General features: G+C 50.1%; 2 rRNA genes. Both read right to left on the bottom strand.

The features are described from left to right. Window positions 1-78: ribosomal RNA gene (gene rrf / locus LPA35_RS26020) — 5S ribosomal RNA — on the bottom strand; the annotation flags it as partial. Window positions 79-232: 154 nt separating this feature from the next. Beyond that, window positions 233-3,111: ribosomal RNA gene (locus LPA35_RS26015) — 23S ribosomal RNA — on the bottom strand. Window positions 3,112-3,278 lie beyond the last annotated feature (167 nt).

Here is a 3,278-nt window from a genome sequence, read left to right as displayed (position 1 = left end):
ACTATCATCGGCGCAAAGTCGTTTCACTGTCCTGTTCGGGATGGGAAGGAGTGGTACCAACTTGCTATGGTCATCAGGCATAACTTGGTGCTGGGCTGTTCGAGGAACAGCTCGGCGAATTCATAGAGTTTGGAATCAGATTTTTGTGTCTTTTGACTGCGTCAACTTGGCATAACAATCTTTGAGCTTTTCACACATTCCTTGCGGTTTGCATATTGGCTATCAAAGTTATAGGGTCAAGCCGCACGAGCAATTAGTATCAGTTAGCTTAACGCATTACTGCGCTTCCACACCTGACCTATCAACGTCCTGGTCTTGAACGACTCTTTAGGGGGCTCAAGGCCCCGGCAGATCTCATCTTGAAACGAGTTTCCCGCTTAGATGCTTTCAGCGGTTATCTCTTCCACACTTAGCTACTCGGCAATGCCACTGGCGTGACAACCGATACACCAGAGGTGTGTCCACTCCGGTCCTCTCGTACTAGGAGCAGGCTTCCTCAAATCTGCAGCGCCCACGGAAGATAGGGACCAAACTGTCTCACGACGTTTTAAACCCAGCTCACGTACCTCTTTAAATGGCGAACAGCCATACCCTTGGGACCGGCTACAGCCCCAGGATGAGATGAGCCGACATCGAGGTGCCAAACACCGCCGTCGATATGAACTCTTGGGCGGTATCAGCCTGTTATCCCCAGAGTACCTTTTATCCGTTGAGCGATGGCCCTTCCATACAGAACCACCGGATCACTATGTCCTGCTTTCGCATCTGCTCGACTTGTCAGTCTCGCAGTTAAGCACGCTTATGCCATTGCACTATCGTCACGATGTCCGACCGTAACTAGCGTACCTTCGAACTCCTCCGTTACGCTTTGGGAGGAGACCGCCCCAGTCAAACTGCCTACCATGCACTGTCCCCGATCCAGATAATGGACCTAGGTTAGAACCTCAAACACACCAGGGTGGTATTTCAACGTTGGCTCCATGACATCTAGCGACATCACTTCAAAGCCTCCCACCTATCCTACACAGATCTGTTCAAAGTCCAATACAAAGCTACAGTAAAGGTTCATGGGGTCTTTCCGTCTTTCCGCGGGGAGATTGCATCATCACAAACATTTCAACTTCGCTGAGTCTCAGGAGGAGACAGTGTGGCCATCGTTACGCCATTCGTGCAGGTCGGAACTTACCCGACAAGGAATTTCGCTACCTTAGGACCGTTATAGTTACGGCCGCCGTTTACTGGGACTTCAATCAAGAGCTTGCACCCCATCATTTAATCTTCCAGCACCGGGCAGGCGTCACACCCTATACGTCCACTTTCGTGTTTGCAGAGTGCTGTGTTTTTATTAAACAGTCGCAGCCACCGATTTTTTGCAACCCCGTTGGGCTCGCCTTGTACAGGTTCACCTACTTGGGGCATACCTTCTCCCGAAGTTACGGTATCAATTTGCCGAGTTCCTTCTCCTGAGTTCTCTCAAGCGCCTTAGAATACTCATCTCGCGCACCAGTGTCGGTTTGCGGTACGGTCGTCAATAGCTGAAGCTTAGTGGCTTTTCCTGGAAGCAGGGTATCACTCACTTCGTCTGCAAGCAGACTCGTTATCACCCCTCATCTAAGCCCGGCGGATTTGCCTACCAGGCACGACTACAGGCTTGAACCAACATATCCAACAGTTGGCTGAGCTAACCTTCTCCGTCCCCACATCGCACTATTGATCGGTACAGGAATATTGACCTGTTTCCCATCAGCTACGCATCTCTGCCTCGCCTTAGGGGCCGACTCACTCTACGCCGATGAACGTTGCGTAGAAAACCTTGCGCTTACGGCGAGGGGGCTTTTCACCCCCTTTAACGCTACTCATGTCAGCATTCGCACTTCTGATACCTCCAGCATCCGTTACCAGACACCTTCACAGGCCTACAGAACGCTCTCCTACCACGTGCAATAAATTGCACATCCGCAGCTTCGGTAACTGGCTTAGCCCCGTTACATCTTCCGCGCAGGACGACTCGATCAGTGAGCTATTACGCTTTCTTTAAATGATGGCTGCTTCTAAGCCAACATCCTGACTGTTTTAGCCTTCCCACTTCGTTTCCCACTTAGCCAATTTTAGGGACCTTAGCTGGCGGTCTGGGTTGTTTCCCTCTTGAGTCCGGACGTTAGCACCCGGTGCTCTGTCTCCCAAGCTGTACTCGTCGGTATTCGGAGTTTGCATAGGTTTGGTAAGTCGCCATGACCCCCTAGCCTAAACAGTGCTCTACCCCCGACGGTAATACTTGAGGCACTACCTAAATAGTTTTCGGAGAGAACCAGCTATTTCCAAGTTTGTTTAGCCTTTCACCCCTATCCACAGCTCATCCGCTAGTTTTGCAACACTAGTCGGTTCGGACCTCCAGTACCTGTTACGGCACCTTCATCCTGGCCATGGATAGATCACTTGGTTTCGGGTCTACACCCAGCGACTGATTCGCCCTATTCGGACTCGATTTCTCTACGGCTTCCCTATTCGGTTAACCTTGCCACTGAATGTAAGTCGCTGACCCATTATACAAAAGGTACGCAGTCACCCTTGCGGGCTCCTACTTTTTGTAAGCATGCGGTTTCAGGATCTATTTCACTCCCCTCCCGGGGTTCTTTTCGCCTTTCCCTCACGGTACTGGTTCACTATCGGTCGATTACGAGTATTTAGCCTTGGAGGATGGTCCCCCCATATTCAGACAGGATTTCTCGTGTCCCGCCCTACTTTTCTCTAGCTTAGTACCACACGTCTGTTTTCGCATACAGGGCTATCACCTGCTATGGCCGGACTTTCCATTCCGTTTTGCTAACAGTCGTGCTATCACTAGAAGGCTCTTCCGATTTCGCTCGCCACTACTTTCGGAATCTCGGTTGATGTCTTTTCCTCGAGCTACTGAGATGTTTCAGTTCACCCGGTTCGCCTCGCATACCTATGTATTCAGTATGCGATACCTCTTGCGAGGTGGGTTTCCCCATTCAGAAATCTCCGGATCAAAGCTTATTTGCCAGCTCCCCGAAGCTTATCGCAGGCTATCACGTCTTTCGTCGCCTGTAATCGCCAAGGCATCCACCACATGCTCTTAGTCACTTGACCCTATAACTTTGACGTTTCTTTCGAAACATCGCCATCTAATCTTTCAAGGACTTGCCAGGTCTTTCACCTGACGCGTTATGCCGTAAACAACTTCAACTCTTTCGAGTTGTCATCGTATTACTTAAGAATTTCAAACTAGGTTTGAATATTCGTTTTGACGCAATCAA

It is taken from the genome of Acidovorax sp. Leaf73 (assembly GCF_916855635.1).
Classification (GTDB): domain Bacteria; phylum Pseudomonadota; class Gammaproteobacteria; order Burkholderiales; family Burkholderiaceae_C; genus Acidovorax; species Acidovorax facilis.
Note: the sequence above shows the minus strand (reverse complement) of the source record. Positions and strands in the feature narration are given on the sequence as shown.